Here is a 21,231-nt window from a genome sequence, read left to right on the forward strand (position 1 = left end):
AGTTACGCGGCCGTAGGTTGTGATCTGTCCGACATGGGCGTCAACCGGTCGCGGCTGCGCATATGGTTTCCCCTTCGGGTTCACACCAGGGAGAAGAGGACCGGACCGATGGGCAGGCGGGAAGCGCGGGAGCCGATGCCGGGACGGTACCCGGTGACCTTCGGCGAGGTCGATCTCCTGCAGGACCTCGACCGGCCCTCCGGCTGGGTCGTCTCCAAGGACGGCGTGCCGCAGTCGTACGTCGACCTGGACGACGCCACCTACCTCGACTTCGAGTACGTCCGGCTGATGGCCGACGTCATCGACCTCCTCGACGAGGGTCCGCTGGACGCCGTTCACGTGGGCGGCTGCGCCTGCACCCTGCCCCGTTACGTGGCGGCGACCCGTCCCGGGTCCCGGCAGGTCGTCGCCGAGCCGGACGAGGGGCTCGTCCAGCTCGTCAGGGACCAGCTCCGGCTGAAGTCGGTGCCCCGGCTCAAGGTCAGGATCCTCGACGGCCGCACCGCCACCGCCGGGCTCGGCGACGCCTCGGCGGACCTGCTCGTGCTGGACGCCTTCAGCGGTGCCACGATGCCGATCGACCTGGCCACCTCCGAGTACATGGGGGACGTCGCCCGCGTCCTGCGCACGGGCGGCACCCTGCTGATCAACGTCGCCGACGGCAAGGGCCTGGCCTTCACCCGCCGGGTGCTCGCCACCGTCCGCGGCACCTTCCCCCAGGTGGTGCTGCTCGCCGAGCCCGGCGTCATGCGGGGACGCCGCTTCGGCAACCTCATCGTCGCCGCTTCCCGCGTCCCCCTGCCCGTCTCCGACCTGACCCGCAGGGCCGCGGGCGGGCTCACGCAGGCCCGCTGCGTGCACGGCGAGGACATCGTCAATTTCATCGCCGGAGCCCGCCCGCTGAACGACGGCGACGCCGTGGTCGTCCCCGTTCCCCCTCCCGCCGTCTTCGGCTGACCCGCTCGCCGTCCACCCGGCCCGTCCCCTCCCGCCCCCTCAGCCCGGCAGGGCCGGTCCGGCATGCCGGTAGGACGCCTCAGCCCGGCACGGGAGCCCGGGATCCCGGCACGGGAACCCAGGCGCCGACCAGGGTGCCCTCGCCGGGCGTCGAGGAGACGTCGAGGCCGCCACCGAGCGCGGCCATCCGGTCGGCCAGCGCGCTCAGCCCCCCGCGGCCGGGCCCGCCCCGCTCGAAACCCCTGCCGTCGTCGGAGACCGTGGCCCGCAGGCGCCCGCCCGACCAGGCCAGCCGCACCTCGATCCTGGAGGCCTCGGCGTGCTTGAGCGCGTTGGCGACGGCCTCGCTGACCGTGAAGTACAGGGCTCCCTCGATCTCGTCGGGGAAGCGCCGCGAGCGGAGCGCCGGATCGGCCGTCACGGTCGTGGTCACCGGCAGTCGCGAGCAACGTTCCTCGACCGCCTCCGCCAGGCCGCCCTGGCTGAGCACGGACGGGTGGATGCCCGCCGCCAGTTCCCGCAGGTCGGCGAGGGTCTGGCGGGCCTGCTCACGCAGGAGCGCCAGGCTGCCCGCGCCACCGCCGGTGGCGCGGGCCAGTTCCAGTCCCGCGATCAGCGCGACGAGCTGCTGCTGCGCCCCGTCGTGGATGTTGCGCTCGATCCGCCGCCGCTCGGCCTCCTGGGCGTTGACCAGGCGTGCCGCCAGCCTCGCGCTCTGGATCGCCAGCCCGATCGGCACCGCGAGCGAGCCGAGCAGCCTGCGGTCCTCGGCGTTGAAACGTCCCGCGGCCTTGGGGCCGCAGGTGATGTGCCCCAGCCCCGCCGGGACGGTGAGCACCGCCTCTCCGTCCTCCCCGCCCGCCACCACCCGCGTGCCGTCCGCGAGCGTCACGGCGGCCCACCGCGTCTCCAGGCCCGCCCGTACGGCCTCCGCCAGCCTTCCCAGCTGTTCCACGGGGTCCGCCTCGTCCAGGCCCGGCCCGAGCTCTGTCAGGAGCTCGTCCACCGTCGGCCTGAGGTCGAAGACCAGGAGGAGCCTGGATCCCCTGACCGCCACCCGGATGTCGAGCAGGTTGTGGCGGAACACCACTGTGGCGATCACCGCGGGCAGCGCGGTCACCGCCGTCATGACGCCGACCCAGCTCACCGCCTGGCCGCTCTGCCCGAAGATCGCTGTCGTCACGGAGCCGCTCAGGGCGGCCACCGCCCCGAGGATCATCCAGCGCAGGCGGCGCCGCTCGACGAGGGTGCCGCGCCGCAGGCGCAGCACGAGGGAGGCCAGCACCGACAGCGCCACGAGGAAGACCACCACCTGCCCGAGCCCGCCCACCGAGGCGGCGAGCAGCCCGGCCGTGCCTTCGAGCCCCACCGGGTTGCCGTGCGGAAAGGTCAGGGCGTAGATCTCGTCGGGGCTCAGCAGGACGCCCAGCCAGTGCAGGAGGATCGCCACCCCCGCGATCCAGGCGACCGGGCGCCAGCGCGGCGAGGGCAGCCTGCCGTCAGGGAAGATCAGCGGGATGAACACCCAGCTCAGGCCGTAGAAGCCGGAGAACAACGAGGCCAGCAGCGCGCCGGCCACGGCGAAGGGGCCGTGGACGTCGTCGTACGCCACCAGGACGCCCACGCCGAGGCCGCCGAGACCGAGGCAGCAGGCGGTGACCAGCAGCAGCCAGCCGTAGGGGTTGTCGGGGCGCCTGACCGCGATGAGCAGGCCGACCGAGGGCAGGATCACGCAGGCCACGATGAACAGCCACTGGCTGAGCGGCACGGGCACACCGGCCTCCAGCACGCCGCCCACGACCATCCCGGCCACCGACACCGCGGCCATGGACGCGGCGAGGACGCGGACCGGGGCGGACGCCGACGGGCCCGGCGGTGACGCGGATGCCGGAACGGTTCGAGGGGCCGTGGACGTCATGGGACGTAGGGTGACCTGCCGCGGGCTCCGCCGTCCAGGGGGTTGTCCGCACAGCCGGTGCGGTTCGCCGCACCGGCGGGACGGAGGACCGCCGGGTGTCGCGAGCCGGGAACGCTTTCTAGTTTCGGATGAGGGCCATCGGGGAGATGGCCGCAACGCCGGAGAAAATCCCGAGGAGCATCTCATGCGGTTGCCGTTCCGATCGAAGCGCCTGCTCGCCGTCGCCGTCGCCGTCACGGCCGTTCCGGTGATGACCCTGCCTCTGGCCGTCCCCGCGTCGGCGGTCACGGCCGGGGCGGGGACGGCCAGAGCGGTCACGGCCGAGGCGGCCACGGCGGGGAGACCTCTCGCCGAGCCGGAGATCCCGGACAGCCCCGCCGGCCGGCAGCTGCGCTGGTTCCTCGGCGCGCCGGACCGGGCGCCGCTGGCGGAGAGCGAGCTCAAGGAGCATCTCAACTCCGGCTACCTCGCGTCGCTCACGGTCAACGGCGTCAACGCCTTCCTCAAGGCGTCGAAGGGGTTCCGCCTGGAGAAGCTGACCAAGGAGACGCCGTCCTCGCTGGCCGGGACCGGGACGATAGGCGAGCAGGCGTTCACCCTGCAGCTCGGCGTGGACGGCGACGGGAAGATCAACCTGCTCGGGCTGACGCCCCCCGAGCCCTCCGTGCCCGCCGCCCCCAAGAGCTGGAAGAAGCTCGACGCCCGGCTCCGCGAGGTCGCGCCGCGGGTGGGCTTCCTGGCCGCCGAGATCGACAGGCGGGGCAGGTGCGACGTCGCGCACGCCGTGGCGCCGGACACGGCCCGCCCGCTGGGCTCGATCTTCAAGCTGTACGTGCTCGGCGCCGTGGCCGAGAAGATCCGCGACGGCGGGCTGAGCTGGAACACCAAGCTCACGATCAAGCCCGAGTGGAAGAGCCTGGGCGAGGACGGGCTGACGGGCCGCCCCGACGGCAGCACCACCACGGTCGCGGAGGCCGCCAAGCTGATGATCTCGATCAGCGACAACACCGCCACCGACATCCTGATCCACACGGTCGGCCGCAAGGCCGTGGAGGCCAAGGTACGGCGGTGGTCGAGCCATCCCGAGCGGAACGTCCCCTTCCTCACCACGCGCGAGCTCTTCCTGCTCAAGGGCGTGAACCACCCCGCGCAGGCCCGCGCCTACCTGGCGCTCGACACCGCCGGCAGGCGCGCCTACCTGAAGGACACGGTCGCCAAGCAGTCGCTGTCGGACATCGTGCTCTGGCAGAAGCCCCGCGAGATCGACACGGTGGAGTGGTTCGGCTCGCCCCGCGACGTCTGCCGCGCCTACGCCGGCCTTCTCGAGCTGGGCGACAAGCGGGTGAGCGCGGTGATGTCGGCCAACGACGTCGGCCTCAAGCTCGACAGGAAGAAGTGGCCGCTGGTCTGGGCCAAGGGCGGTTCCGAGATGGGAGTCCTCGACCTGTCGTACCTGGCCCGCTCGGCCGGGGGGAGGACCTACGTCGTGACCGTGCTGACCAGTGACCCCGCCGCCGCGCTGGACGAGCGGGTCACGGCCCCCGAGCTGATCTCGCTGAGCCGGGGCGGCTTCGCGCTGGCCACCGGAAAGTAGTCCCGTCTCCCGGGCGGCCGTGAACGGCTGCCGGGGGACGGCGGGAGACGGCCGCCGGACGGGCGGCCGGGTGAACCGGCGGGCTTCGCCGTCGAGGCCGTGGCACTTCGTTGCCACGGCCTCGTCCGTCATGGAATAGTTGAAACATCAACTGAGTTATCACCGGCGAACATCGCCGAAAGGAATCCGCAATGCCGGCCGTGACCGTAGAGAACCCGCTGACCCTGCCCCGCCTGCCGCAGCCGCTGAACGCGACCCGCGAGCGCCAGGTGCTGGCCGTCACCACCGCACCGAGCGGATTCGAGGGAGAGGGCTTCCCGGTCCGCAAGGCACTCGCGACGATCAAGTCCCAGTATCTCGACCCGTTCATCATGATGGACCAGATGGGTGAGGTCGACTACGCGCCGGGCGAGCCCAAGGGCACTCCCTGGCACCCGCACCGGGGTTTCGAGACCGTCACCTACATGATCGACGGCGTGATGGACCACGCCGACTCGCACGGCGGCGGCGGCACGATCTCCGACGGCGACACCCAGTGGATGACGGCCGGCGGCGGCATCCTGCACAAGGAGGCTCCCCCGGAGTGGCTGGTCCAGAAGGGCGGCCTCTTCCACGGGATCCAGCTCTGGGTCAACCTGCCGGGCAGCCAGAAGATGGTCGCGCCGAAGTACCAGGACATCGGCAGGACCAACGTCGTCCTGCTCAGCAGCCACGACGGCGGAGCGCTGGTCCGCCTCATCGCGGGCGAGGTCGATGAGTTCACCGGCCCCGGCTCCACCCGGACGCCGATCACCCTGCTGCACGCCTCCCTCAGTCCCGGTTCCCGGCTGACGCTCCCCTGGCGCAAGGATTTCAACGCGCTCGCGTACGTCCTGTCGGGACGCGGCACCGTCGGTGGCGACCGGCAGCCGATCGAGTCGGGCCAGCTGGCCGTCTTCGACGGCTTCGGCAACCTTCCCGGCCTGGGCACCGACGGCGAGACCATCACGCTCTCGGCGGCCGGCACCCAGGAGAGCCGCAGCCCCAACCTGGAGGTCATCGTGCTCGGCGGCCGCCCGATCGGCGAGCCGGTCGCGCACTACGGGCCGTTCGTGATGAACACCCAGGCGGAGCTGGCGAAGGCGTTCGAGGACTACCAGGCCGGTCGTCTCGGCACCATCCCCGCCGGCCACGCCTGATCGCGGAACACGAGGCCCGGCGTCCGGGATCCGGCGCACGGCCGACCCTCGGGGTCCGATGCGCGGCCCGGCGTCCGGCGCACGGCCGACCCTCGGGGTCCGATGCGCGGCCCGGCGTCGGGATCCGGCGCGGGGCCCGGCATCGGGATCCGATGCGGGCCCGGCCTACGGCGCGGATCGGAACATCGCGGCCGGAGACGCCACGGCCCCGGGCCTCGGGGCCCGCCGACGGGCCCATGCCGGGCCTAGCGTTCGGTGAGGGTGACGCAGGCGACGCGGGGACCGGCATCACCGACATCGGCGCCGGTGGTGCGGGTGGGCTTGGCGTGGATCACGAGCGACCTGGGCAGCCGGCCCGGGACGAGTGCCCAGTCCTGGGTGGTGGTGGCGATGGCGTCGCCCCGGACGTCGGTGGTGAAGTCGAGCCAGACCTCGTTCTCGGGGCTCGCCTGGGCATGGGAGTGCCGATAGTGCGGCCCGGCGTCCTCCGGTTTGAAACCGCACGCGTTGACGTGCAGGTGCGCCCCGTAGGTGCGGCTGTGGAGCATGTCCTTGACGGTGACCCTGGCGGTGGCGAGCACCGCTCCCGACTCCACGGTGACCCGCGCCGAGGCTCCGGGGGGTACCAGCGCGGTGTCGTAGACGATGGCGGAGGCGCGCGGCGCGGGTCTGGTGAACGTGCCGCCCCCGGCGAGCCGGATCCCCTCGGCGCTCGGACCCGCGCTGGGGCTGTGCCCGGCCGGATGGGGCGCGGCGACCTGCTCGCCGCAGCCCGTGCAGAGCAGGGCGACGGCGGCGAGAACTCCCAGAATGCGCATCCACGATCTCCTTGACCGGGCCGGAGAAGAGCAGCGCCCACCATATCGAGTGATCATACGACCACGCTCGGTATTGACCGCTCCCGGCCACGCCGCCCCGGAGATCTACGGCGGGGGCCGGACGGTGTCCGCGCCGCACGGGAAGGCGGAGATCACGGCGGGGGCCGGAGACGCCCGTCGTCGGCCCGCGCGGGGCGGGAGGGATGCAGCCGGCGGCAGCGCCCCCGCCTTGTCGTCGCCGGCCCGCGCGGGGCGGGAGGACGGAGCCGCCTCCATCGGACCCGTCACCACGGCGACGACCGTGGTGTTCCTGGGAAAGGTCCCGCGTTCCGCGAGGGTGAAGACGCCCCACATCATCTTCGCCACGTAGATGCGGTCGAGCGACATCCCGTGCCGGTGGGCGAAGTCGTCGGCGAACGCGTCCAGCTCGGGGGCGCGCCTGGCGTAGCCCCCGGCGTGGAAGTCGTGGTCGATCGTCCAGTTGGCCGACACCTCGCCGTAGGTGGCCGCCTGGAGCCTGGCGACGTCGTCGGCCAGGAACCGCGCTCCCCGCAGGACGGAGAAGCCCAGGGCCCGCCGCCCGGCGGCCAGCCCGGCGGCGATGCCCGCGAGCGTGCCCCCGGTGCCGACGGGGCAGCACACGACGTCGAACGGCATGTCGATCTCCCCGGGGAGTTCGGCGCAGCCGCGGACGGCCTCCTCGTTGCTGCCGCCCTCGGGCAGCAGGTAGAACCGGCCGAACCTCCGGCGGAGTTCCTCGACCACGGGCGCGGTGCCCTTCGCGCGGTAGGTGGTGCGGTCCATGTAGACCAGCCGCATTCCCGAGCGCGCGGCGAAGGCCAGCACGTCGTTGAGCGGCAGGTGCTCCTCGCCCCGAATGACGCCGACGCTCCGGAATCCGAAGCGGGCTCCGGACGCGGCGACGGCCCGTACGTGGTTGGAGTAGGCGCCGCCGAAGGTGAGCAGGGTCTCGTGGCCCAGCTCGGCGGCCCGCGCGAGGTTGTACTTGAGCTTGCGCCACTTGTTGCCCGGCAGGAGGGGGTGGATCAGGTCGTCGCGCTTCAGGATCACGCGTACGCCCGCGCGGGCGAGCCGGGGGTCGTCGAGCTCCTCGAGGGGCGGGGACGGCGTCCGGTCGAGCTCCCGCGGCCCGTGGCCCGGATCGGTCATGATCGGCCGAGGAGCGGTTCAGGCGCCTGCCGAGGCTATCTCGTCGATGCGGGCGGCCAGGGCGAAGTCGAGCTCCGTCAGGCCGCCCGCGCTGTGCGTGCTGAGCGCCAGGTGGAGGGTGCGCCAGCGGATGTCGATGTCGGGGTGGTGGTCGAGCTTCTCGGCCTCGACCGCGATCTCGTCCACGATGCGGATCGCGGCGGGGAAGTCGGCGGCGGTGATCGTGCGGCGGATCTCGTCGCCCTCGCGCCGCCACTCGGGCAGGCCGGTCAGCCGCTCGTCCACCGCGGAGTCGTCAAGCAGGTTCATCCTCCCAGGAGATCATGTCTCCGGCGAAGACGCCAAGCCTGGGCAGGCTTCCGGCGCGGCGGGCCATGGCCATGATGCCCTGGGCCATGGAGGTGGCGCGGCTGGCCCGGTCGAGGAGGGGCTCCAGCTCGGGCAGCAGGCCGGGCAGCCGGGCGAGGCTCCATCCGTGCCAGTCCGACAGGCGGGTGCCGCCGCTGTCGGGGTCTTCCGCGCGGTAGGCCGCCAGGATCGGGCACTCCCGGTGGATGCGCAGCAGCCATCTCTCGATGTCGGCGTTGAGCGCGGCGATCCGGGAGGGGGCGGCGTACAGCCAGCCGTCGTCGCCGATGCGGTCGGACTCGCCGGGGGCGGCCGGGTAGGAGCGGACCACCGTGCCGTGCAGGAACAGGCCGCTGGCCACCATCAGCTGGCGGCCCTCGCACCAGTCGAGCGCCCCGCGCAGGGGCGCCGGGACGGTGTCGACGATGACCGCGCGCTGGGAGGTGCTCGGCTGCCGGGCGAAGCGTACGTGCACCTCGGCCCACATGTAGTAGCTCGCCTCCCCCGCGCCGAAGAAGGGGAAGGGGAAGTCCTGGTCGAGGAGGGCCATGTGTCGGGTTCTCCGTGGGGAGGGGACAGGAGTCGTTCCGAATATGAACGACTCCCGACGACACTCCTGGGATTACTCGCCGGAGCTCGTATTTTGACCGGATCCGGTCATTTGACGGCGCCGGAGGTGAGGCCCGACTGGATCTGGCGCTGGAAGATGATGTAAATGATCATGACGGGGATGATGGCCATGCTCAGCGCGGCGAACAGGCCCGGCCAGTCGGCCTCGTACCCGGCGCTGGTGGAGATGTTGGCAACGCCCTGGGTGATCACCCACTTGCCCTCGACGTTGCCGGTGAGCAGCACGATCGGCAGGAGATACTGGTTCCACTGGCCCAGGATGTTGAAGATCGTGATGCTGATCAGGCCCGGCTTCGCCATCGGCATCATGACCTGGAAGAACGTCCGCGTGTGCGAGCAGCCGTCCATCATCGCCGCCTCGGCCACCGAGGTGGGCAGCGTCTTGAAGAACGCCGACAGGAAGAAGACGGTGAACGGCAGCGAGTAGGCGATGTAGACCAGGATCAGGCCGAGGTGGGTGTCGATCAGGCCGAGGTTCTTCACCACGAAGAACAGCGGGACCAGCGCGAGGAAGACCGGGAACGTCATGCCCGACACGAACAGGAAGTAGATGAGCCTGTTGCCGGGGAAGGTGTAGCGCGCCAGCACGTACGCGGCCATCGAGCCCAGGAGCATGGTGCCCGCCGTGCTGCACGCCACCACGAAGACGGTGTTCAGCATGTACTGGCCGACGTGGGCCTTCTCCCAGGCCCGGCCCCAGGCGTCCCAGCCGAAGGTGGCCGGCAGGGTGATGGCGTCCCCGAAGATCTCGGTGTTGGTCTTGAAGGAGGACAGGAACGTCCAGACGATCGGGCCGACGATCAGGATCGCCCAGACCAGCAGCGCGACGTGGGACAGCGCGCCGAAGATCCCGAGCGGGTTCTTCACGCGGCGTCCGGGGCGGGAGGCGGGCTTGCGCGCCGGGTCCGTGGCCATCAGAACTCGATCCTCTCGCGCCGGGTCACGCGCAGGGTGAGGGCGGCGAACGTGATGGTCATGAAGAACAGCGCCACGCCCATCGCCGACGCGTAGCCGAACTTGGAGAAGCTGAACGCCGTGCGCCAGATCTCCATCGGCAGCACCGTCGTGGAGTTGTCGGGCCCGCCCCGGTCGACCGAGAGGACCTGGACCAGGGCGAAGGCGTCGAACGCGGCGATGCCGAGATAGACCCAGGCGACCTGCATGGTGTCCCACAGCAGCGGGATCGTGATCCTGAAGAACAGGGTGAACCGGCCCGCGCCGTCCAGCGCGGCGGCCTCGAACACGTCCTTGGGGATGGAGGACATGCCGGCCGAGAACAGGACCACGTAGAAGCCGACGGCCTGCCAGACCATCACCGCGATGATCGACAACAGCGCGATGTCCGGGTCGATGAGCCAGCCGACCGGGTCGACGCCGACCTTGCCGAGCAGGCCGTTGATCACGCCGGTGCCGTCCGGGCGGTAGATCGCCTGGAAGAGCACCCCGACGATGGCCACGGCCAGGACCTGGGGCAGGAAGAAGATCACACGATAGACCTTCGAGCCCCAGATCCCGGTCATCCGGCCGCCCCGCTGCCCGCCGCTCAGGTTGAGCAGGAAGGAGAAGAACAGGGCGATCACGATCGTGACCAGCGGCATGACAAGCAGCAGAACACCGTGGTGGCGCACCGCGGCCCAGAAGACCTCGTCGTCAAAGAGCCTGGTGAAGTTCTCCAGACCGATGAACTGGGGATTCGCCGAGATGCCCTTCCAGTTGGTCATCGAGATGTAGAAAGCCTGTATGTACGGGCTGATCACGAAGACCACGTAGAGAAGGACCGGCGCGGCCAGAAAGCCGACGATGAACGGATACTTGCCCTGCCGCATCGGGAGCTACACCGTCCGGTTCTGCTTGGTGATGGACGAGTCGGCCTTGGTCTTGTCGGCGGCCTTCTGCATCTTCTCGCAGAACTCGTCGGCGGAGATGCGGCCGAACATGAGCGCGTTGGTCTGCTTGCGCAGCTCGGTCTCGAACTCCTTGTACCAGTTCTCGAAGCTGCTGAAGGTGACGATGTTCTGGCCGGCGGCGGTCTGCGCGGCGCTGAGGCTCGCGTTGCCGGGCGACAGCTCCAGGCCGTCGGCGGCACCGGTCACGACGGTGATGTTGCCCGACTTCTCGGTGAAGCCCTTCGCGCCCTCCTTGGAGAGCATGATGCGCAGGTACTCCAGGCCGCCCTTGGGGTTCTTGGCCTTGGCGGGGACGATGTAGGCCTCGCCGGCGGCGGCGCGGATGGCCTCGAACGGCATCTTGTCGGCGGCGGTGACGCTGGGCGTGGGCGTCAGCGCGTACTTGAAGGTCTCCGGGGTCTGGGCCTTCTGCTCGTTCTCCAGCCAGGAGCCCGACGGGTACAGCGCGACCTTGCCCTGGTTCTGGCGGAGCTGCACCTCGGTGTGGATCAGGCCCTCGAAGGACTTGTCCATGTACTTGGCGATCTCGGCCCAGGCGGCGGCGGACTGCTTCATGGCGTCGCGCTGCCAGACACCGTCGACGAGGTTGTCGACGTCGACCAGGATCTGGTTGCCCTCGATCTTCGCGGCGGAGATGAGGATCATCCAGTACGCGTAGTAAGCGGCGTTCTTGCCCGCGTACGCGAAGGGGGTGATCCCGGCGGCCTTGGCCTTCTCGGCGAAGGTCTTGAACTCCTCGAAGGTCTTCGGCGGGGTCCAGCCGTTCTTCTCGAACAGCGCGGAGTCGTACCAGAGGCCGTACGCGGAGAAGACGTAGTTCATCAGGTAGGGCTTGCCGTCGATGAGGCCCGACTCGACGGTGCCCGGCGCGACCATGTCGCGCACCTTCTTGCTCGGGTCGTCGATCGAGGGGGCGTCCCACAGCTCGGTGAGCTCCAGGAGCTGGCCCTCCTGCTGCAGGGCTCCGCTGTCCATCAGGTCGGTGCCGGAGTTGGCGATCATGTCGGGGACGTCGCCGCCGGCGAACCGCGGCTGCAGGGTCTGCGCGATCTGCTGGGTGGCGACGTGCTTGATCTGGGCCTGCGGGAACGCCTTCTTGTACAGCGGCTCGTGGACCTCGGTCGCGTAGCTGTCACCCAGGCCGCCCTTGAAGATGACGACCTCGAGCGGCGCGTCCGCCGCGACGCCGAACGGGTTCTTCGCGGAGACCGCGCCGCCCGCGGAGGGGGCGGCGGAGGCCGGGGCCGCGGGGGCCGCGCCGCCGCCGGTGGCGCAGGCGGTGAGCAGTCCGGCGCCGGGGCCGGCGATCAGAGCGCTCATGCCGATCCGGCGGAGCATCTGCCGCCGGGTGATATCTCCGGGCGTACCGGCCGAGTTGGACATGTAACCCTCCTGAACGGGGGATCAATTAGGAAAGTTTCCTAAACGTTTGCCCGAAGGTACGTACCCCCGGAGTCCACCGTCAAGAGCTCGTATCCGGTCTAGACCGAGCCGTGATGTCCTCGCGGCCTATCCGGTAGAAACCAGACGCCAAGGAAGTGCAATCCAATGACAGAACGGCACACAGTAGCCGATATTTCCCGGCAAACCGTTGACGCGCGGCCGATGGGAAGGTAAAGGAACCATGCCCCCCGGTCATCGAGGAGCAACAACCGGTCTAGACCAGATAATGGGGGTTTGCCGCCTGATACCGCAACCCCCTACTTTTGGGAACATGTTGCTGGCCGAGCAGCGCCGACTGCTGTGTGAGTACGGCCACCGGGCCGCCACGACCGGACTGGTCGTCGGGACCGCGGGAAATCTCAGCGTGCGCGCGGGCGATCTGGTCGCCGTGACGCCCAGCGGCGTCTCCCTCGACCGGCTGGAGCCCGAGGCCTGCCCGGTCGTCGACATCGAGGGCCACCTCGTCGAGGGCGACCTGCGGCCGTCCTCGGAGACCCCCATGCACCTGGCGGTCTACGCGGCCACGGGCGCGGGCGCCGTCGTGCACACCCACTCCGTGTTCGGCACCGTGGTCGCCACGACCATGAGCGAGCTGCCGCCGATCCACTACAACGTCCTGCTGCTCGGCGGGGCCGTCAGGGTCGCCGAGTACGCCACCTACGGCACCCCCGAGCTCGCCGCCTCCGTCAGGGCGGCCCTCAAGGACAGGCGTGCCGCGCTGCTGGCCAACCACGGCGGGGTCACGATCGGCGACGACCTGGACGGGGCCTTCGAGGCGACCCGGCTGCTGGAGTGGCTCTGCGAGGTCTACGTACGGGCCAGGAGCGTCGGCGAGCCCCGCGTGCTCACCGAGGAGCAACTCGCCGCGGTGGTCCGGCGCGCCTTCGACCCGCCCACCTTCCCCCGCCGCGAGGACTGACCACGGCACGACCACCTGTCCGACCGGCACACCGCCGGACTTCCCGTCGCGAGGACTGACCGCATGCCCCTTCAGCTCACCGGCGCCCCGAGCGATCCGGACCTCATCCGCCTGCCCTGGGACGTCCCGCTGGAGCAGTGGCCCGAGCACCGGCTGGTCTCCCTGCCCCGCGGCATCTCCCGGCACGTGGTGCGCTTCGCCCGCCTGTCGGGCAAGGTGTACGCGATCAAGGAGATCAGCGAGTACTACGCCAAGCGCGAATACCGCCTGCTGTGGGATCTGAGCCGGATGGACACCCCGTCCGTCGAGCCGGTGGCCGTGGTCACCGGGCGGACCGACGCGAACGGCGAGCCGCTCGACTCGGCGCTCATCACCCAGCACCTGCAGTTCTCCCTGCCCTACCGCGCGGTCATGTCGGGTACGGTCCGGCCGGAGACGCTCAACCGGCTGCTCGACGCCCTGGCCGTACTGTTCGTGCGGTTGCACCTCAGCGGCTTCTACTGGGGCGACTGCTCGCTGTCGAACGTCCTGTTCCGCCGGGACGCGGGCTCCTTCGCCGCCTACCTGGTCGACGCCGAGACCGGCGAGCTGCACCCCATGATCAGCGAGGGCCAGCGGCTGTACGACATCGACGTCGCGCACACCAACATCTTCGGCGAGATGCTCGACCTGGAGGCGGGCGAGCTGCTGCACCCCTCCATCGACCCCGAGCAGGTCGCCGACTCGGTCGTCCGCCGCTACCACCGCCTCTGGAGCGAGCTCACCTCCGACGACATCATCGACGAGGTCGACTGGCACATGATCGACCAGCGGATCCGCCGGCTGAACTCCCTGGGGTTCGACGTCGCGGAGATGATGGTCCGCCGCAAGGCGGGCACCGGCCGGCTGATCGTCCGGCCCAAGGTCGTGGACGCCGGGCACCACCAGCGCAGGCTGTTGCGGCTGACCGGCCTGGACGTGGAGGAGAACCAGGCCAGACGCCTCCTCAACGACCTCGACTCCTTCCGCGTGTCGCACGGCCTCCGCCACGAGGACGAGGCGATCGTGGCCCACCGCTGGCTGGCCGAGGTGTTCCAGCCGACGGTGCTGGCCGTGCCCCAGGAGATGCGGGGCAAGCTGGAGCCCGCCCAGTTCTTCCACGAGGTGCTCGACCACCGCTGGTACATGTCGGAGGAGGCCGGGAACGACGTCGGCCTGCCCGCCGCGGTGAATTCCTATGTGAAGAACATTCTTGTTTTCAAGCCGGACGAAAAGGCATTCATCACCGACGAGCCAACGGGTTGATTTCCATCCAGGGTGTATAACTTCCTACTCAGTTGGAGAATCGTACGCCTTCTCCTATCAAAGCCCTAGCCAGGAAGGCCGGTCACCGAGGGATTTCCCTACGCTGACCGGGCGACGCTTGAAGTCGCTGGCGAGGGAGAGCACGTGCTCGGAATCGAAGACTGCCTCACTGAGGTAATGGCCATCCCCGGCGCCCTGGACGCGATCCTCATCGATCAGACCAGCGGGACCGCGGTGGCCACCGGCGGTGCGAGCCGCCACGCCGACGTGGAGAGATCGGCCGCGGGGTTGAGCGAGACCCTGCGCGCGACCCTCGACGGGCTCGCCTTCGCCTCACCCGGCGGTACGGTCCGGATCAGCGACATGATCATCACCACGGACGGCGGCCACCATTTGCTGCGGCCGATGGAAACGCTTTTCGACGGCCCTCTGGTCATTTATGTCAGGCTCGATCTCGAACGCTCGAACCTGGCCCTGGCCCGCCACCGTCTCCAGGCCCTTTCCGGCCGTCTGATATCGACGTGAAATCATGCCGAACGTCGAGAACATCCTCAGCGGGCTCGCCGGCGACCACGCCACCGGTTCCCTGCGGCTCGGCAAGGCGGGGGTCATCTACCTCACCGACGGTCGCGTGACCTACGCCGAGAGCGCGGCGGCCCCCCGGCTGGAGGACCTGCTGGGCGCCTGCCGCGGGATATCCGCCCACGCCGTACGTCAGGTCAGGCAGGCCGCCGGACGCCGGCCGCCGGACGCGCGGACCCCCCAGCCGTCGGGGGGCGAGCAGCTGGTCGCGCAGGGCCTGCTCACCCGCGGGGAACTGGAGTTCTGCGTGCTGAGCGCGGTGCTCGACGCCGCGTACTTCCTGCTGCAGGCCACCGGGCACCGGCCCAGGTTCCGGCGGGGAGAGCTGCACTGGCTCGGACCGCAGTGGTACTTCGACGCGACCGGCCTGCTCCGGGAGTGCGAGCGAAGGAAGGCACAGTTGGAACAGACCTGGCCGTCCGCGGAGCTGGACACGCTCCCGGTCGTCCCGCTGGGGCGCATCAGCGCCCAGCGGGTGGTGCTGAGCTCGCTCCAGTGGGAGGTGCTCGTCGGAGCCGACTGCACGGCGACCCCGGCCGACCTGGCGCGCAAGCTGGGCCGTCCCGCGTACTCGGTACTGCTCGCCGTACGGCAGCTCGCCTCGTCCGGGCTGCTCCGCCTCCCGGAGCCCGCTCCGGCGGAGACTCCCGGGACTGCCGGGACTCCCGGGACCGCCGGGACTCCCGGGGCGCCGGACCCGCTGCCCAGGCGGACGAGGGGTGCCACGGAGATCCCCGCGGCCGCCGCGGGTTCTCCTGAGACCTCGGAGTGGCTCCCCAGGGCGAACGGGGACCCGGCCGACGTCAACCTGCTCATCCGGCTCAGGAACGCATTGGAGGCCATGACTTGAGCGACTTGAGCGACTTGAGCCCGGTCACATGCCGATAAGGCTGCGGACGCTGAAGCTGATCGGAAGGAGGATGCCGGTGGAACTGCGTGAGGAGATACGGCGCGAGATGGCGGCGCTGCGAGAACGCATACCCGACGTGAACGGAAGCATCGCGTGCAGCGTCGACGGTCTGACGATAGCGAGCGACCTGGAAAGGGACACCGAGCAGACCGGGGCGCTCTCCTCCGCGGTGCTGGCCCTCAGCCGCCGGATGACGAGCATGGCCGGCAAGGGCACCTTCGAGGAGACGTTGATCTCCGGCACCAACGGCTACGCGGCGTTCTACGCCGCCGGACCCAAGATCGTCCTCACAGTCCTGGCGCGCCCGGGGACCAACCTCGGGCTGCTCCGGCTGGAGGGCCGCAAGACGGCGGCCAGGCTGGCCGCCGCCAGCTCGCGCACATCGATACCCCAGTGATCGGAGACAGCAATGGGCAACATGGACATCTCGCTCAAGGAGATGATGACGATCGACGGTGCCGTCGGCGCGGTCGTCGTCGACTACAACAGCGGGATGGCGCTGGGCGCGCTCGGCGGGTCCAAGGACCTCGACCTCCAGATCGCGGCCGCGGGTAACACCGAGGTCGTCAAGGCCAAGATGCGGACCATGGAGTCGCTCGGCCTCAAGGACGGCATCGAGGACATCCTCATCACGCTCGGCACGCAGTACCACGTGATCCGCCCGATCGCGGGCCGGAGCGGCAAAGGGCTGTTCCTCTACCTGGCTCTCGACCGGAACCGGGCCAACCTCGCGCTCGCGCGGCACACCCTGCGCGGCATCGAGGAGAAGCTCGAAGTCTGATCCTCCGGTGCGGTCCGCGCCCCGGGAGGCACGGACCGCACCGGAGTCCTTTCCGCGTCTTTTCTGAGCGTTCCCGGAGGACTCCGGCGGAGGACTCCGGAGGGCGCCGGCTCAGCTCTTCCCGGCGCCGATCTCGGCGGCGCGGGCACCGGCGACGGCCACGCCGGCCGGGGCGTGCCAGGAGGCGGGCTCGACCATGACCTTGGGCTTGCCGGCCCACGGCCGCACCGCCGCGCTCACCGGCTGGGTCTGCACGCCTATCCCCAGTTGCTGGGCCTTGGCGAAGACGACCGTCGGAGGCTTGGCCGGGCTGGTGTCCCTGCGGCTCCAGGCACCGGTGGAGAACGCGACGGGGTGGTTCTTTATCCCCGTACCGTCACCCCACTTGGTGACCACGTACTGGATGTCGATGTGGCCCATCCCGCCGTTGCCGTCCACGCCGAGCGTGCTGGCGTTGAACGTTCCACCGGTCAGGTCGGCGAAGGTCTTGGCGTCGATGTCGATCATGATGCCCTGGTTCGAGGGGGAACCGGGGCCGCGGTCGCCGACGAAGAACTTGGCCTTCTTGCCCTTGTAGATGAGGTAACCCTCGGTGAGCAGGGGCCAGCTCGGGCTGGCGATCATGCCCTTCTGCATCGGCCGGCCGCTGGCGGGCAGCCCGGTGTCACCGGCCCGGCCGGAGGAGTCGTCCCAGAAGTAGGAGGCCGTGGTCGCGCCCTGGAGGAGGACGGACTCGGCGCTGGCCTTCGCCACCCCGACCTCGGGGTCGGCGGTGGCGGCGAAACAGGTGGAGGTGGGCAGCGCCACCGCGACACCGGTGGCGGCGAGGACGCTCGCGCCGACCAGGGCGGCGGCGGCGAGGCGGTTTCCGCGGGACTTGTTCTTCTGCCAGGTGAACTTGCTCAGGCCGTTCTTGTGCAAACCAAAGATGGGACGCATGGAGAAAAGGCTCTTTCGCGAGGGAACGGGGCAGCCACGTGCGACACACCGGAGTGGTGCGGTGGCGGGGACGCGCTCGTCGGAAAAGGGGGCGTAGCCGGAATCTCAGGCAATCGCTACGCGGAGCACGATCTGGAAGGTGCCGCGATCGGGCGCGGCGAGAAGGTACGGGGGGAAGGGGGAAAAGTTCAGGTGGCCGGCACGGACAAGGGCTGCACCGACGTGGTAACGCGGTGATCCATGAGGGGATCTCCTCTCCATCTCGTCTACCGGGTTAGCTGACGGGTTCGGGCGGTGGAGTTGCCCTACCGCCGCGTGGTCGCGGCGGATTCACCCCGGAAACGTGGTTCCCCGGCTCCGGGGCCCCTGAGGGACCCTCGGGATTCGACGTCGGCCGGCCGCTCCCTCTTGTGAAGGGCAGGTCGCCAACCGATAACTGTGGACACTACCCACCCAAACCGGACAAAGCAAAGCAAACACCATGAAAACCCCAGAAGATCTACCTACAAGCTTCAAGGAAGCCTCATCGATCGCCCCGCCAGGCCAACACCCGCCCTACCAGCACGGATGTCTCCCCCATCTCGGGATCCACCCCCGGAACCCCGTCCCGGAGCCCATTCCAGGGCCCCGCCCCCGGAGATCCACACGGGGAACATCCGCCCCGCGGGCCCGTCCCCGGCCGGTCCCGTCCCGTCCCGTCCCGTCCCGTGAAGGTTCACCCAAGGTCCCGCCCCGCAAAGGTCCGTTCAAGGAGAGCCCGTCCCGCGGACCGTCCCCGGCCGGCCGGTTCCGCCAGGTTCCAACCGGTCCCGCCCGGTCCCGCTCAGTCCCACCAGAACGACCAGGCGTTCCTGCCCTTGATCTGCTCGGCGTAGTCGATGAGGTTCCCCGCCCCCTGGATGATGCTGTCGGGGCAGAACGTCCAGTGCTCCGCGGCGACGTGCAGGGCGTGCTCGGAGGTGGTCGGGGGCGCGGCGACGCTGAGGTCGAGGGTGTTGAAACCCATGCCGACCACCCGCACCCCGAACCTGTCCTCCCAGCTCCGCACGACGGCCGCGAGCGGGACCATCCACTCGTTGTGGTTCAGGGCGCCCTGCCAGCCCATGACGGCGAGGGCGTCGGCCCCGCGCTCGACCGCGACGAGCCCGAGAGGGGTCCTGCGCTCGGCCACCAGCCCGGCGTACCAGTCGGCGACCACGCCGGGGTCGGCGGCGAGCCTTCCCGAGGGGGCCGGGCCGGGACACTCGGGGCCGAAAGGGTCGAGCAGTTCCAGCTGGTCGAGGTTGGCCTTGGCGATCCAGTCGGACCAGACCTCGGCCATGAACGCGGCGGCGTGGTAGTTGTCGATCTGACCGGCCGTGTCCGGGGCGATCTGGCCGGCCGACCAGGGCTGGACTGAGTCCTCCAGCAGCACCGGCCACAGGCCCGACCGCTCGTGCTGGGCCCTCAACCGCGCCCAGTACTCGCCGGAGACCGCCACCTCGCTGAGCCAGAACGCCGGACGGCGACGGACGGCGAGCTGGGCGTAACCGGGGTCGGGCCACACCACGTCCCCCGGCGGCAGCTCCACCGAGAGCCTCCGGCCGCCGCCCCCGCCGAGCCCGTCGCCGTCCTCGCTCCCGTCGGCTCCATCGGCGAACAGCTGGCCCAGAACTGGCGGAAGTCGCTCGCTCTCGCAATCGCTCATCTCTACCGATCCGATCCTGACCACGGACCAATTTTGGCCTGTCAACCATCCCGAGGGACAGTTCTGCCCTGGTCCAGGCAAAAATTATCGGTAGTGGGGAGAAACGGAACCGGGCGGGTGCCCGTCCTCCGCCGTCCCGCCCGGCAGGTCGGCCACGGTTTGTTGTGCAGTGCAGAACGTTGTGCTGCAAAGTGGCCGCAGGACGGTGTACTCGCCTACCTTGACCAGGTATTCGATTGCCGGATCACAATGGGAAGCCGCGATGAGTGAGCCCGCCCCGGAACGCAACCAGTCGGCCTCGCTCCGACGTGCCCTCGCCGTCCTCGGGCACGTACGCGACCACGCGGGCGCGGGCCACGGCCTGTCGCTCACCCGGCTCGCCGAGGCGCTCGACATGTCCAAGAGCACGGTGCTCCGGCTGGCCGCCCCGCTCATCGAGGCCAGGCTCCTGGAGCGTGACCGCAGGAGCGGCGCCTACCGGCTGGGCAGCGGCGCCCTGCACCTCGGGCAGGCCTACCTGGCCACCCTCGACCTGCGGACGGTGGCCGCCGAGGAGTCGCACCGCCTGATGGCGGAGGCCGGGGAGACCGTCCACCTCGTGGTCTACGACCCGCCCGACGTGGTCTACATCGACAAGGTCGAGAACGAGACCAACGTGCGCATGGCCTCGCGCATCGGCAGCCGCAATCCCGTCTACCGCACCGCCGTGGGCAAGGCGATCCTCGCCTGGCAGCCGGAGGAGGCCGTCGAGGAGATCGTGGCCGCCGGGATGCCGCACGTCACCCGGTACACCATCACCGACGCCGCGCGCCTGCGCGCCGAGCTGGGCCGGATCCGGCAGCGGGGCTACTCGGTCGACGACCGCGAGAACGAGCCCGAGGTGCGCTGCGTCGCGGCACCGATCTTCAACCACAACGACGTCGCCACCTCGGCGATCTCCATCTCGGGTCTCACCTCCCGGATCACCGCCGCGCGGGTGCGGGACCTAGGTCCCCTGGTGGCCGAGACGGCCCTGCGCATCTCCAGAAAGCTCGGGTCGACCCGTTGACCGACTCCGGAAAGCCCGGGTCGACCCGTTGACCGACTCCGGAAAGCCCGGGTCGACCCGTTGACCGACGAAGCCCGCCCGCCGACTCCTTAAGGACCCGCTTTCCATGACTGATCTGGTAACGCTCGGTGAGAGCATGGCGCTGTTCACCGCGCGGCGCACCGGCCCGCTCAGGCACGCCCGCGACTTCGGGCTCGGCGTGGGCGGCGCGGAGTCGAACGTGGCCATCGGCGTCGCCCGCCTCGGCGGGCGCACGGCCTGGATCGGCAGGGTGGGCGCCGACGAGTTCGGCGAGCTGCTGCGCTCGACACTGGCCGGCGAGGGCGTCGACGTGCGGGGGATGCGGGTCGACCCCGGGGCGCCCACCGGCCTGATGATCAAAAGCAGGCGCACGGCCGAGATGGTCGACGTGCGCTACTACCGCTCGGCGAGCGCCGGATCCCGGTTGTGCCCCTCCGACCTGGACGTCTCGCTGATCCGCTCGGCACGCGTGCTGCACGTCACGGGCATCACGCTCGCGCTGTCGGCGTCCGCCGCCGAGGCGGTGCGGGCCGCGATCGCCGAGGCTCGCGACGCGGGCGCGATCGTGTCGATGGACGTCAACTACCGCCGTGCCCTGTGGACGCCCGCCGAGGCGTCCGCCGCGCTGCGCGAGACCGTCGCCTCCGTGGACGTCCTGTTCGCGACCGAGGCCGAGGCCCGGCTGGTCGTCGAGGGGGACGACCCGCTCACCCTGGCCGGAGCCCTGTCGGCCCTCGGCCCGCGCCACGTCCTCATCAAGCGCGGCGCCCTCGGCGCGATCGAGCTCTCCGACGGCGCCGTACGGCACGCGGAGCCCTACCGGGTCGTCGAGCTCGACCCGGTGGGCGCCGGGGACGCCTTCGCCGCGGGCTGGATCGCCGAGACCCTCGCCGGGGCGACCCCCGAGCGGCGGCTGGCCACGGCCTGTGCCGCGGGGGCCTTCGCCGTCACCGCCGACGGCGACTGGGAGAGCCTCCCCCGCCGCTCCGACCTGGACCTGTTGCGCCCGGCCGACGCGGTCGGCACGGTGGACGCCGTCAGCCGCTGACCCGCGCCCTTCCCGGGAGCGGCGGCCCGCGGTGCGGGGCGAGACGCCG

Annotated in this window: 21 protein-coding genes and 1 riboswitch; of the genes, 11 read left to right on the forward strand and 10 right to left on the reverse strand. The window is 70.5% G+C overall.

Annotated features, from left to right (window positions below; all coding sequences use genetic code 11):
- Positions 1-108 precede the first annotated feature (108 nt).
- A complete protein-coding gene (locus AB0G15_RS10505) occupies positions 109-957 on the forward strand; it encodes a fused MFS/spermidine synthase (RefSeq protein ID WP_362837364.1) in 849 nt (282 codons plus the stop codon).
- Positions 958-1,036: 79 nt separating this feature from the next.
- On the opposite strand, the gene AB0G15_RS10510 is transcribed toward AB0G15_RS10505, so the two are convergent.
- The gene (locus AB0G15_RS10510) at positions 1,037-2,875 is read right to left on the reverse strand and encodes an ATP-binding protein (RefSeq protein ID WP_362837366.1); all 1,839 of its coding nucleotides are present in this window, start codon (positions 2,873-2,875) and stop codon (positions 1,037-1,039) included.
- A gap of 184 nt (positions 2,876-3,059) precedes the next feature.
- Between AB0G15_RS10510 and AB0G15_RS10515 the strand changes: the two genes are divergently transcribed.
- Together AB0G15_RS10515 and AB0G15_RS10520 are read left to right on the forward strand one after the other, a co-directional pair.
- Positions 3,060-4,469 carry a serine hydrolase gene (locus tag AB0G15_RS10515; RefSeq protein WP_362837368.1) on the forward strand — a complete coding sequence of 470 codons (1,410 nt, stop codon included), beginning with the start codon at positions 3,060-3,062 and terminating at the stop codon, positions 4,467-4,469.
- A gap of 191 nt (positions 4,470-4,660) precedes the next feature.
- Positions 4,661-5,647: a pirin family protein gene (locus tag AB0G15_RS10520; protein ID WP_362837370.1), complete on the forward strand. Its 987-nt coding sequence runs from the start codon at positions 4,661-4,663 to the stop codon at positions 5,645-5,647.
- Positions 5,648-5,892: 245 nt separating this feature from the next.
- Here the strand turns inward: AB0G15_RS10520 and AB0G15_RS10525 are convergent, their stop codons facing one another.
- The 7 genes from AB0G15_RS10525 to ngcE all read right to left on the reverse strand — a co-directional run bounded on the left by AB0G15_RS10525 (position 5,893) and on the right by ngcE (position 11,903).
- Complete coding sequence (locus AB0G15_RS10525) at positions 5,893-6,465, reverse strand: hypothetical protein (protein WP_362837372.1); 573 nt, start codon at positions 6,463-6,465, stop codon at positions 5,893-5,895.
- Between the two features lie 105 nt (positions 6,466-6,570).
- Entirely contained in the window at positions 6,571-7,635 is a 1,065-nt protein-coding gene (locus AB0G15_RS10530) for a pyridoxal-phosphate dependent enzyme (protein WP_362837374.1), read from the reverse strand.
- A gap of 18 nt (positions 7,636-7,653) precedes the next feature.
- Positions 7,654-7,944, reverse strand: a complete 291-nt coding sequence (locus AB0G15_RS10535; RefSeq protein WP_362837376.1) for a 4a-hydroxytetrahydrobiopterin dehydratase — start codon at positions 7,942-7,944, stop codon at positions 7,654-7,656.
- Entirely contained in the window at positions 7,931-8,533 is a 603-nt protein-coding gene (locus tag AB0G15_RS10540; RefSeq protein WP_362837378.1) for a hypothetical protein, read from the reverse strand. Before AB0G15_RS10540 ends, AB0G15_RS10535 begins: the two co-directional genes overlap by 14 nt.
- 107 nt (positions 8,534-8,640) lie before the next feature.
- Positions 8,641-9,528: a carbohydrate ABC transporter permease gene (locus AB0G15_RS10545; RefSeq protein WP_362837380.1), complete on the reverse strand. Its 888-nt coding sequence runs from the start codon at positions 9,526-9,528 to the stop codon at positions 8,641-8,643.
- Complete coding sequence (locus AB0G15_RS10550) at positions 9,528-10,439, reverse strand: sugar ABC transporter permease (RefSeq protein ID WP_362837382.1); 912 nt, start codon at positions 10,437-10,439, stop codon at positions 9,528-9,530. The genes AB0G15_RS10545 and AB0G15_RS10550 overlap by 1 nt, the downstream gene beginning before the upstream one ends.
- A gap of 6 nt (positions 10,440-10,445) precedes the next feature.
- Positions 10,446-11,903: an N-acetylglucosamine/diacetylchitobiose ABC transporter substrate-binding protein gene (ngcE, locus tag AB0G15_RS10555; protein ID WP_362837384.1), complete on the reverse strand. Its 1,458-nt coding sequence runs from the start codon at positions 11,901-11,903 to the stop codon at positions 10,446-10,448.
- A gap of 331 nt (positions 11,904-12,234) precedes the next feature.
- On the opposite strand from ngcE, the gene AB0G15_RS10560 reads away from it, so the two are divergent.
- The 6 genes from AB0G15_RS10560 (at position 12,235) to AB0G15_RS10585 (ending at position 16,439) form a co-directional block, all read left to right on the forward strand.
- Positions 12,235-12,882 carry a class II aldolase/adducin family protein gene (locus tag AB0G15_RS10560; protein WP_362687487.1) on the forward strand — a complete coding sequence of 216 codons (648 nt, stop codon included), beginning with the start codon at positions 12,235-12,237 and terminating at the stop codon, positions 12,880-12,882.
- Between the two features lie 63 nt (positions 12,883-12,945).
- The gene (locus tag AB0G15_RS10565) at positions 12,946-14,166 is read left to right on the forward strand and encodes a DUF4032 domain-containing protein (protein WP_362837386.1); all 1,221 of its coding nucleotides are present in this window, start codon (positions 12,946-12,948) and stop codon (positions 14,164-14,166) included.
- A 144-nt stretch (positions 14,167-14,310) separates the two neighbouring features.
- Positions 14,311-14,691, forward strand: coding sequence for a roadblock/LC7 domain-containing protein (locus AB0G15_RS10570; RefSeq protein WP_362687493.1), 381 nt, complete (start codon positions 14,311-14,313; stop codon positions 14,689-14,691).
- Between the two features lie 4 nt (positions 14,692-14,695).
- The gene (locus AB0G15_RS10575; protein WP_362837388.1) at positions 14,696-15,598 is read left to right on the forward strand and encodes a hypothetical protein; all 903 of its coding nucleotides are present in this window, start codon (positions 14,696-14,698) and stop codon (positions 15,596-15,598) included.
- 70 nt (positions 15,599-15,668) lie between these two features.
- The gene (locus AB0G15_RS10580) at positions 15,669-16,055 is read left to right on the forward strand and encodes a roadblock/LC7 domain-containing protein (RefSeq protein ID WP_362837390.1); all 387 of its coding nucleotides are present in this window, start codon (positions 15,669-15,671) and stop codon (positions 16,053-16,055) included.
- 12 nt (positions 16,056-16,067) lie between these two features.
- Positions 16,068-16,439 (forward strand): hypothetical protein, encoded by a 372-nt coding sequence (locus AB0G15_RS10585; protein WP_362837392.1) that lies wholly within the window; start codon positions 16,068-16,070, stop codon positions 16,437-16,439.
- Between the two features lie 111 nt (positions 16,440-16,550).
- Here the strand turns inward: AB0G15_RS10585 and AB0G15_RS10590 are convergent, their stop codons facing one another.
- Together AB0G15_RS10590 and AB0G15_RS10595 are read right to left on the reverse strand one after the other, a co-directional pair.
- Positions 16,551-17,378, reverse strand: a complete 828-nt coding sequence (locus tag AB0G15_RS10590; RefSeq protein ID WP_362837394.1) for a hypothetical protein — start codon at positions 17,376-17,378, stop codon at positions 16,551-16,553.
- Positions 17,379-17,626: 248 nt separating this feature from the next.
- A riboswitch (cyclic di-AMP (ydaO/yuaA leader) is annotated at positions 17,627-17,778 on the reverse strand.
- Positions 17,779-18,201: 423 nt separating this feature from the next.
- Entirely contained in the window at positions 18,202-19,065 is an 864-nt protein-coding gene (locus tag AB0G15_RS10595; protein WP_362687508.1) for a DUF4253 domain-containing protein, read from the reverse strand.
- A 262-nt stretch (positions 19,066-19,327) separates the two neighbouring features.
- Here AB0G15_RS10595 and AB0G15_RS10600 point away from each other — a divergent pair, with 262 nt between their 5' ends.
- Together AB0G15_RS10600 and AB0G15_RS10605 are read left to right on the forward strand one after the other, a co-directional pair.
- On the forward strand, positions 19,328-20,113 hold the full coding sequence (locus AB0G15_RS10600) for an IclR family transcriptional regulator (RefSeq protein ID WP_362837396.1): 786 nt from the start codon (positions 19,328-19,330) through the stop codon (positions 20,111-20,113).
- Positions 20,114-20,219: 106 nt separating this feature from the next.
- On the forward strand, positions 20,220-21,182 hold the full coding sequence (locus AB0G15_RS10605; RefSeq protein WP_362837398.1) for a sugar kinase: 963 nt from the start codon (positions 20,220-20,222) through the stop codon (positions 21,180-21,182).
- Positions 21,183-21,231 lie beyond the last annotated feature (49 nt).

Source organism: Streptosporangium sp. NPDC023825 (assembly GCF_040639575.1).
In the GTDB taxonomy this organism is placed as follows: Bacteria; Actinomycetota; Actinomycetes; order Streptosporangiales; family Streptosporangiaceae; genus Streptosporangium.

Excerpts from the sequence above, each read along its gene's own strand:
- ngcE (WP_362837384.1), bottom strand. The coding sequence starts at position 11,903 with ATGTCCAACTCGGCCGGTACGCCCGGAGATATCACCCGGCGGCAGATG.
- AB0G15_RS10515 (WP_362837368.1), top strand. The coding sequence starts at position 3,060 with ATGCGGTTGCCGTTCCGATCGAAGCGCCTGCTCGCCGTCGCCGTCGCC.
- AB0G15_RS10545 (WP_362837380.1), bottom strand. The coding sequence starts at position 9,528 with ATGGCCACGGACCCGGCGCGCAAGCCCGCCTCCCGCCCCGGACGCCGC.
- AB0G15_RS10535 (WP_362837376.1), bottom strand. The coding sequence starts at position 7,944 with ATGAACCTGCTTGACGACTCCGCGGTGGACGAGCGGCTGACCGGCCTG.
- AB0G15_RS10560 (WP_362687487.1), top strand. The coding sequence starts at position 12,235 with ATGTTGCTGGCCGAGCAGCGCCGACTGCTGTGTGAGTACGGCCACCGG.
- AB0G15_RS10580 (WP_362837390.1), top strand. The coding sequence starts at position 15,669 with ATGCCGGTGGAACTGCGTGAGGAGATACGGCGCGAGATGGCGGCGCTG.
- AB0G15_RS10590 (WP_362837394.1), bottom strand. The coding sequence starts at position 17,378 with ATGCGTCCCATCTTTGGTTTGCACAAGAACGGCCTGAGCAAGTTCACC.
- AB0G15_RS10550 (WP_362837382.1), bottom strand. The coding sequence starts at position 10,439 with ATGCGGCAGGGCAAGTATCCGTTCATCGTCGGCTTTCTGGCCGCGCCG.
- AB0G15_RS10505 (WP_362837364.1), top strand. The coding sequence starts at position 109 with ATGGGCAGGCGGGAAGCGCGGGAGCCGATGCCGGGACGGTACCCGGTG.
- AB0G15_RS10605 (WP_362837398.1), top strand. The coding sequence starts at position 20,220 with ATGACTGATCTGGTAACGCTCGGTGAGAGCATGGCGCTGTTCACCGCG.
- AB0G15_RS10575 (WP_362837388.1), top strand. The coding sequence starts at position 14,696 with ATGCCGAACGTCGAGAACATCCTCAGCGGGCTCGCCGGCGACCACGCC.
- AB0G15_RS10565 (WP_362837386.1), top strand. The coding sequence starts at position 12,946 with ATGCCCCTTCAGCTCACCGGCGCCCCGAGCGATCCGGACCTCATCCGC.
- AB0G15_RS10600 (WP_362837396.1), top strand. The coding sequence starts at position 19,328 with ATGAGTGAGCCCGCCCCGGAACGCAACCAGTCGGCCTCGCTCCGACGT.
- AB0G15_RS10585 (WP_362837392.1), top strand. The coding sequence starts at position 16,068 with ATGGGCAACATGGACATCTCGCTCAAGGAGATGATGACGATCGACGGT.
- AB0G15_RS10530 (WP_362837374.1), bottom strand. The coding sequence starts at position 7,635 with ATGACCGATCCGGGCCACGGGCCGCGGGAGCTCGACCGGACGCCGTCC.
- AB0G15_RS10525 (WP_362837372.1), bottom strand. The coding sequence starts at position 6,465 with ATGCGCATTCTGGGAGTTCTCGCCGCCGTCGCCCTGCTCTGCACGGGC.
- AB0G15_RS10540 (WP_362837378.1), bottom strand. The coding sequence starts at position 8,533 with ATGGCCCTCCTCGACCAGGACTTCCCCTTCCCCTTCTTCGGCGCGGGG.
- AB0G15_RS10595 (WP_362687508.1), bottom strand. The coding sequence starts at position 19,065 with ATGAGCGATTGCGAGAGCGAGCGACTTCCGCCAGTTCTGGGCCAGCTG.
- AB0G15_RS10510 (WP_362837366.1), bottom strand. The coding sequence starts at position 2,875 with ATGACGTCCACGGCCCCTCGAACCGTTCCGGCATCCGCGTCACCGCCG.
- AB0G15_RS10520 (WP_362837370.1), top strand. The coding sequence starts at position 4,661 with ATGCCGGCCGTGACCGTAGAGAACCCGCTGACCCTGCCCCGCCTGCCG.